The organism is Sphingopyxis sp. SCN 67-31, from assembly GCF_001725095.1.
Map to the genome: position 1 here is coordinate 1 of NZ_MEFH01000134.1, position 7,991 is coordinate 7,991.

Consider the following 7,991-nt stretch of genomic DNA (forward strand, 5'->3'; position numbering starts at 1 on the left):
GCGGCGGTGGAGAAATTGCGCGAGCTGTGCCGCGTCGAGCGGATCGGCAATCGCGGCGGCGAACAGCGTTTCGACCTGGTTGAGCAGGAAGCGCCCGTCACCGTCCGCGCTGGCGATCAGCGCCGCCCGCGCGTCTGCGGTCACCGGCAGGCTCCGCCCGACGTCCGCTTCGGCCCGTTCGACAAGCAGCGCGAGCGCCGCTTCATCGAGCCGGTGCAGCACCAGCACCTGCGCGCGGCTGAGCAACGCGGCGTTCAGCGCAAAACTTGGGTTCTCGGTCGTCGCGCCGACGAGCACGACCGTCCCGCGCTCGACAAAGGGCAAGAAGCCGTCCTGCTGCGCGCGGTTGAAGCGGTGAATCTCGTCGACGAAAAGCAGCGTGCGCTTGCCCGCCGCCGCCATCTTTTCGGCATCGGCGAACGCCTTTTTAAGGTCGGCGACGCCCGAAAATACCGCCGACAGCGGCGCGAAGCGCATCCCCACCGCTTCGGCGAGCAAGCGCGCGATCGTCGTCTTGCCCGTGCCCGGCGGCCCCCACAGGATGATCGACGACAATTGCCCCGCCGCAACCATGCGCCCGATCGCGCCCTCGGCGCCGGTCAGATGCTCCTGTCCGACGACATCGGCGAGGCTGCGCGGGCGCAACCGTTCGGCGAGCGGAACCGGCCCGGTGGCATCGCCCGCCCCGGCCGGCGCATCGTCGCCGAACAGATCCCCGGCCATGCCGCGCTACCTCCGCTGCCGCTGCTTCTGGCGGATCAGCCGCAAATAGGTGTCGGCGACCGACTGATTGATCGCGTCCCATTCATAGGCCATGCTTTCGGCCAGCGCCGCCGCACCATGCGCCGCGCGCAGCCCGGCATCGGTGCAATAGCGCTCAAGGTCGTCTGCAAAGCCGGTGATTGACCCCGGATCGACGAGATAGCCCGTCTGGCCATGCTTGACGATGCTGGCGCTGCCCGTCGCGCGTGCCGCAACCACCGGCAGGCCGCATGCCATCGCCTCCAGCGTGACATTGCCGAAGGTTTCGGTGACCGACGGGTTGAACAGCATATCGCACGACGCAATCGCCCGGGCGAGATTGGGACCGCCCTGAAAGCCGACGAATTTTGCCTGCGGCAGCCGCGATTCGAACCAATCGCCCGCGGGGCCTTCGCCGATCACGACGACCTGATGGCGAACCTTGCGGCGGTCCAGCACGTCGATCGTGTCGGCGAAAACGTCGAGCCCCTTTTCCATGACCAGCCGTCCGAGGAAGGCGATGACGGGCATGTCGTCGGCAATGCCCCACGATTGCCGCCAGCTCGCCTCGCGCCGGTCGGGCCGGAAAATGTCGCGCTCCACGCCGCGCGTCCAGATGCCGATGTCATAGTTCATCCGCTGTTCGCGCAGCACTTGCGCAAAGCTTTCCGACGGCGCGATCAGCGCGTCGCAGCGCCGGTAGAGCCGGCGGAGCCATGCGACCATAATCGGTTCGAGGAAGGACAGGTTGTAATAGCGGAAATAGGTTTCGAAGCGCGTGTGCACCGAACAGGCGACGGGGATATTGCGCCGCCGTGCCCACGCCGCCACCTGCCGCGAAACACGGTCGGGGCTGGAGATATGCAGGATATTGGGCGCGAATTTCGCGATATCCTCGCGCACACGGGCCGAGAAGTGAAGCGGGATGCGATATTCGGGGCGGTTCGGGATCGCCATCGACGGCACGCTGACAAGGTCGCCGGTCGGCTCGAAATCGGGTTCGGCAACCGTCGGCGAATAGACGCGCACCGATGCGCCCTGGCGCAGCAGATAGCCGACAAGGCGGTTGAGCGCCTTGTTCGCGCCATCGACCGTCATATTGTAATTGCCGCTGAACAGCGCGATGCGAAGGTCCGAAACGTCCATCCGGTTTCCGCTAGTCTTTTGCCCCGTCAAAGGCAATTCGTCAGAAGTCGGCGCCGCGATCGGCCGAGGCTTCCAGATCGACGACCACCGGCGGATGCAGGCGCAGACGATGAACACGCTTTTCGTCGGCTTCGGTGATTTCGATGCGCCACCCGCTCGGGTGGTGCAGCACCTCGCCGACCGCCGGGACATGCCCCGCGAGCACCGCAGCGAGGCCGCCGAGCGTGTCGACATCCTCATCGACTTCGGCAAGGCGCGGGTCGATCACTTCGCCGATATCGTCTAATTCGGCGCGCGCATCGGCGTCCCAGCAGCCGTCGGCGTCGGGCACGAACAGCGCGGTCGGCTCGTCGTCATGCTCATCCTCGATCTCGCCGACGATTTCCTCGACCAGATCCTCGATCGTGACCAGACCATCGGTTCCCGAATATTCGTCGATGACGATCGCAAGGTGCGTGCGCTTCGCGCGCATTTCGGCGAGCAGGTCGAGCACGCCCATCGATTGCGGCACATAGAGCGGCTGGCGCAACAGGTCGAGCAGCGGCGGCGGCGTGCGCCCTTCGGCGAGCACGGCAAACACGTCCTTGACGTGGATCATCCCGACGACCTCGTCGAGCGTTTCGCGGTAGACCGGCAAGCGGCTGTGCCCCGCGTCGGCAAAGATGGCGACGATTTCCTCGAAACTGGCGCTTTCCGAAATCGCGATGATCTCGCCGCGCGGCACCGCCACATCGTCGACCGTCTGTTCGCCGAAGTGCAGCAGGTTGCGCAGCATCTTGCGTTCGATGGGCGACAGATCGCCGACGATGCTGCTGCCGCGGCGCTCCGCGCCCTCTTCCTCGGCCTCGTCGATGACCTCTTCGATCTGCTCGCGCAGCGACGGTTCGCTGTTACCGCCGAACAGCAACGTCCGTATTCCGGCCCACAGGCCGGATCTACTGTCCTCTTCCGATCGGGTCGAAGACCCCTGCTCGTCGGGCATGTCTCTCGCTTTTGCCGTTAATCCTGCACCGCATATGGATTGGCGATGCCCAGCGATGCAAGGGCTTTCACTTCCAAAGCCTCCATCGCCTCGGCGCCATGGTCGTCGATATGGTCGTATCCAACCAGATGCAGCGTCCCGTGGACGATCAGATGGGTCGCATGATCGGCGACTGAAACCCCCTTCTCCGCCGCTTCGCGCACGCAGGTTTCGCGCGCCAGCACGATGTCGCCGAGCAATATCTCGCCGTCGTCGCTGTTGCTCATCGTTTCGAGAAGGTCGGGCTGAACCTGCGGAAAGGACAGGACGTTGGTCGGCTTGTCCTTGCCCCGGAAATCGCGGTTGAGCGCCTGCACCTCATCATCGTCGGTCAGGCGGATCGCCACTTCGACAAGCGGCGCAGCATCGGCAAGCGCGGCGTAAGGGGTCAGCGCGAGCGCGGCCGCGGCCGCTTCGCCAGCGCGCGCCTGCCAATCGAGATCGTCGGGCCAGGGGCTGGCCTCGTGCGTTTCGACGCTCAGCATGGCCGGATCGGGGCCGCTGGCCGGCTGCGCCTATCGACGGAGAGAATCGGCGTGGTCATTGCCCCTCGCTACTGCCGCGCGGCGCCGTGCGCCATGCGAAATCGCTTGCCCACCCCCGTTACGGCGGCGTTGCTGGCACCGGCTGGGGCTGCGGCGGCGGGGTTGCCGGTATCAGGGTCGGCCCCTGCCCCGATGGCGTCTGCCGGTCACCGATCGGGAGACGCAGATCGACGCGCGTGCCGCCGATTTCGGTGCTGAGTACGGCATTGCCGTCCTCGACGCCGATACTCGTGTTGTCGCCGACCGGGATCGTGCCGACGTCGGGCACGTCGAGCGGCTGGACCGGCCCCGCGGGATCGACAGCCGGCGGCGCCTTCTTCGGTTCGGCGCCGCGGCCGCTGGCCTGTACCATGAAATCGCGCCAGATCCGCGCCGGCACGCCGCCGCCGGTCACGCCGTGCAGCGGCGAATTATCGTCGTTGCCGACCCACACGCCGACGACCAGCCCATCGGTATAGCCGATGAAATAAGCGTCGCGATTGTCCTGGCTCGTCCCCGTCTTGCCAAAGCCGGCGATCGGCAGCCGCGCCGCGCGCCCGGTGCCGCGATTGACCACCGCGCCCAGCATATCCTCTATCCCGTCATGCTCGCGCGCCGAAAAATGGCTGGGCCCCCAGACCATATTTTCGAACCAGCCCTTGTCCTCGCTCTTGAAGGCGTGCGGAACGACCGGATAGGCGTTCGCCGCCACCGCGGCATAGGCGGCGGTCAGTTCCATCAATGTCATCGTCGAGGTGCCGAGCGCCAGGCTCGGGTCGCCCTTGGCGAGCGGTGCGGTCACGCCCAGATCGCGCGCCATCGCGATGACGCGGTCATCGCCCACTTCCTGCAGCAGTCGCACCGCCGCGACGTTGCTCGACGTCGCGAAGGCGTCTTCCAGCGTGATGCTCGGCGAATAGGTGCCGCTGGCATTTTTCGGCCGATAGGTACCGGTTTCGATCGGCCCGTTGGCGATGCTGTCGTCGGGGCGCCAGCCTTTGCGCAGCGCCGCGAGATAGACGAACAGCTTGAAGGTCGATCCCGGCTGGCGCCGTGCCTGCGTAGCACGGTTGAACGGCGATGCGGCATAGTCGCGCCCGCCGATCATCGCCACGACCTCGCCATCGGGGCGCATCGCGACCAGCGCCACCTGCGATTTGCCGAGCGCGGCGCGATTGACCGCACGCCGCGCCGCCGCCTGCAAACGGGCGTCGAGCGTCGTCGTAATCGTCTGGCGCGAATAGCCGATGTCGCTGAGCTTGCGGGCCTGCGGCAGCGCCCAGTCGGCGAAATAGGTGCCGGTGGGCAGGTCGTCGCGCTCGCGCACGTCGATACGCGGCGGCCGCATCGCTTTCGCCTCAGCCGCGGTCAGATAGCCCTCGCGCGCCATCGCCTGCACGACCAGCCGCATCCGCTTTTCGGCCAGATCGGGGTTCTTGGTCGGGGCGAGCCGCGACGGCGCCTGCACCAGCCCTGCCAGCATCGCCGCCTGCGCCGGGGTCAGCTTTTCGGGCTGGCGATAGAAATAATGGAGCGACGCGGCGCGCAAACCATAGGTGTTATCGCCGAAATAGGCGTTCGACAGATAGCGCTCGAGGATCTCGTCCTTGGTCAGCCATGCCTCGAGCCAGAAGGCGATCAGCGCCTCGCGCGCCTTGCGGCCCAGCGTGCGCTTGGGCGTCAGGAAGGTGAATTTGGCGAGCTGCTGCGTGATCGTGCTGCCGCCCTGCGTGCGGCCGCCGGTGACATTGCTCCACACCGCCCGCGCGACGCTGCGCGGATCGACGCCCCAATGATTGTAGAAACGGCGGTCCTCGATCGCGATGAAGGCCTGCGTGACATGATCGGGCAGGTCGGCGACCTTCACCGGCTTGTCGACTACCGCGCCGATGCGCGCGATCGGGGTGCCGTTCGATGCGAGCAGGGTAATCTGCGGCGGCGCGATCGGTTCGAGCGATTTCGACAGCGGCGCCGTAATTGCCAGCCAGCCGACGAGCAGGATGAAGAGAATCGCAAAGGCCGCAAAACCGCGCGACAGCCAGCGCAGCCATCGTGGCCGCGGCTTCTTCGCGCCCGCCGGCGTCGCAGGCGTTTCGGCAGGCGGAAACAGCGGTTCTTCAATCGCCGGGGGCGGCGGATCATCGGAAAAAGGAAAAGCGGCCATTCTTCGCGCCGTATTACACGCCCAATACAGAGCGCGCAATCGCTCCTGCGGCGAAGCGCGATCGGGCGGGGCTTCAGTGCATGTGGCGCAGCTTGTCGGGGTTACGCACGACATAGATGCCGACGACCAGCCCGTCCTCGATTTCCAGCGCGGTCGTCTGATATTCGCCGTCGGCCTCGCGCGTCACGAAGCCGGGCAGTCCGTTGATCGTCCCGACCTCGACCAGCGTCGAGGCATATTTTCCGAACAGGACCGCCAGGCTGCGATGCACCCGCATGACGAGGTTGAAGCCGAGTACCGGCTGCATCGCCGCGGGCCGCTTGCCGCCGCCATCGGACCACATGCCGACATCGGCCGCGAGCAGATTGCCGAGCGCGCTCATGTCGCCGCTCCGCGACGCCGCGAAGAAGGCGCTGGCGATTTCGAGTCCGCGCTCGCGCTCGAGCCGATAGCGCGGGCGCGCGTCGCGGACGTGGGCGCGGGCACGGGTCGCGAGCTGGCGCGTCGCCGCCGCATCGCGGCCAATCGTCGCCGCGACTTCGTCGAACCCGACGCCGAAGACGTCATGGAGCAGAAAGGCCGCGCGTTCGAGCGGTGACAGCCGTTCGAGCGCAAGCATCAGCGGCAGCGTAACATCGTCGTCGGGCTCCTCGCCGACAATCGGATCGGGAAGCCACGGTCCGACATAGGTTTCGCGCCGCACCCGCGCCGATTTGAGCTGGTCGAGACAAAGCCGCGTCACGGTGCGCCGCAGAAAGGCAGCAGGTTCATGCACCGACGCACGATCGGCGCCGAGCCAGCGGATGAAGGCATCCTGGACCACATCCTCGGCATCGGCGACCGAGCCGAGCATGCGATAGGCGACGCGCGTCAGCAGCGGACGCAGCGGATCGAAACTCGCCGCCGCATCCGCCGCTTCCGCATGCGAAGGTGCCGTCGCTGTCACGCGGCGCGCGCCGGCTGTTCGAGCCAAAGGTCGAAACCGACCGCGATGCGGTTCCATCCGTTGATGATGTTGATCATCAGCGTCAGCTTCACCTGTTCCTCCGGCGTGAATTCGGCCTCGAGCGCCGCCTTGGCTTCGCCCTGTGTGTGCCCCTGCGACAGACGCGTCAAGGCGTCGGTCCAGGCGAGCGCCGCGCGTTCGCGGGGCGTATAGCAGGGCGCCTCGCGCCAGGCCGAAAGCAGATAGATGCGCTGCTCGCTCTCGCCGCCGGCGCGGGCTTCGGCGGTGTGCATGTTGATGCAATTGGCGCAGCCGTTGACGATCGAGGCGCGGATCTTGACGAGTTCGGTCAGGCTTTTCTCGAGGCTGCCCTGCACGGCGAGCGAAACCGCCATCCACTGCTTCATCAACTGCGGCGCTGCGGCGAAGGGTTCGGTTACCTTGGTCATGTCATCACTCCTTTGTTCGGGTTGTGCCGACATGACGAGGCAGCGCCGGTCGATTGTGACATGGCGCGCGAAAAAATTTCGCGACGACGCTCTTTTGCGATAGCTTCGCGCATCGACAACGACCGAAGGGGCGTGTGATGAAGTTTCTCGATGGATATCGTGAACAGGCCTGTGCGCTGCTGCGCATCGTCGCCGGCCTGCTGTTCCTCGCGCATGGGGTGCAAAAATTCTTCAATTTCCCGACCGATTTTCCGATGCCGCTCAACCCGATGCTCTATGCCGCCGGAACGATCGAACTCGTCGCGGGCGCGCTGATCATCATCGGCCTGTTCACGCGGCCCGCGGCCTTCATCGCCAGCGGCATGTCGGCGGTCGGCTATTGGGTCGTTCACGCGCCGAACGGGCTCTATCCGATCGTCAACGGCGGCGAGACGATCATCCTCTATACCTTCATCTTCCTGTTCATCGCGACGCGCGGCGCCGGGATATGGAGCATCGACGCCAGCCGCTCCAAAGACTGAACAGCTTTCGCGTCAGGGCGCCGTCGCTCTCAGCTTCCCGGCCCCTCATAGGCTTCGACGATCCGCCCGACGATGGGATGACGCACCACGTCGGCGCTCGTAAAGCGGCTGATGTTGATCCCTTCGAGCCCTTCGAGCCGCGCGACCGCATCGGCGAGGCCTGATGTCGCGGGCAGCGGCAGGTCGACCTGTTTCGGGTCGCCGCAGATCACCATGCGGCTGTTCATGCCGAAGCGGGTGAGGAACATCTTCATCTGCGGGATCGTCGTATTCTGCGCTTCGTCGAGGATGATGAAGGCATCGGCGAGCGTGCGCCCACGCATGAAGGCAAGCGGGGCAATCTCGATCTCTCCGCTCGCGATGCGACGTTCGACCTGCTCGGCGGGCAGGCAATCGTGCAGCGCGTCGTAGAGCGGACGCAGATAGGGATCGACCTTTTCCTTCATGTCGCCAGGCAGGAAGCCGAGCTTCTCGCCCGC

The 7,991-nt window shown here is 66.0% G+C and carries 9 protein-coding genes; 1 reads left to right on the forward strand and 8 read right to left on the reverse strand.

The window, feature by feature from the left end; all coding sequences use genetic code 11:
• From ABS88_RS21315 to ABS88_RS21345, 7 genes are all read right to left on the reverse strand, one after another.
• A partial coding sequence (locus ABS88_RS21315) for an AAA family ATPase (RefSeq protein ID WP_286750519.1) occupies positions 1-723 on the reverse strand: 723 nt, incomplete at its 3' end.
• A gap of 6 nt (positions 724-729) precedes the next feature.
• The gene (locus tag ABS88_RS21320; RefSeq protein ID WP_003039865.1) at positions 730-1,887 is read right to left on the reverse strand and encodes a glycosyltransferase family 4 protein; all 1,158 of its coding nucleotides are present in this window, start codon (positions 1,885-1,887) and stop codon (positions 730-732) included.
• Positions 1,888-1,927: 40 nt separating this feature from the next.
• Positions 1,928-2,869, reverse strand: coding sequence for a hemolysin family protein (locus ABS88_RS21325; RefSeq protein WP_040589145.1), 942 nt, complete (start codon positions 2,867-2,869; stop codon positions 1,928-1,930).
• Positions 2,870-2,886: 17 nt separating this feature from the next.
• Positions 2,887-3,393, reverse strand: a complete 507-nt coding sequence (gene ybeY / locus ABS88_RS21330) for an rRNA maturation RNase YbeY (protein WP_286750520.1) — start codon at positions 3,391-3,393, stop codon at positions 2,887-2,889.
• Between the two features lie 118 nt (positions 3,394-3,511).
• A complete protein-coding gene (locus ABS88_RS21335) occupies positions 3,512-5,596 on the reverse strand; it encodes a transglycosylase domain-containing protein (RefSeq protein WP_286750521.1) in 2,085 nt (694 codons plus the stop codon).
• Positions 5,597-5,669: 73 nt separating this feature from the next.
• Positions 5,670-6,542 carry a sigma-70 family RNA polymerase sigma factor gene (locus ABS88_RS21340; RefSeq protein WP_003039871.1) on the reverse strand — a complete coding sequence of 291 codons (873 nt, stop codon included), beginning with the start codon at positions 6,540-6,542 and terminating at the stop codon, positions 5,670-5,672.
• Positions 6,539-6,991 carry a carboxymuconolactone decarboxylase family protein gene (locus tag ABS88_RS21345; RefSeq protein WP_286750522.1) on the reverse strand — a complete coding sequence of 151 codons (453 nt, stop codon included), beginning with the start codon at positions 6,989-6,991 and terminating at the stop codon, positions 6,539-6,541. Before ABS88_RS21345 ends, ABS88_RS21340 begins: the two co-directional genes overlap by 4 nt.
• Before the next feature lie 137 nt (positions 6,992-7,128).
• Between ABS88_RS21345 and ABS88_RS21350 the strand changes: the two genes are divergently transcribed.
• Positions 7,129-7,512 (forward strand): DoxX family protein, encoded by a 384-nt coding sequence (locus ABS88_RS21350; protein WP_286750523.1) that lies wholly within the window; start codon positions 7,129-7,131, stop codon positions 7,510-7,512.
• Between the two features lie 29 nt (positions 7,513-7,541).
• On the opposite strand, the gene ABS88_RS21355 is transcribed toward ABS88_RS21350, so the two are convergent.
• Positions 7,542-7,991, reverse strand: a 450-nt coding sequence (locus ABS88_RS21355; protein WP_286750524.1) for a PhoH family protein, incomplete at its 5' end; no start/stop codon positions are given.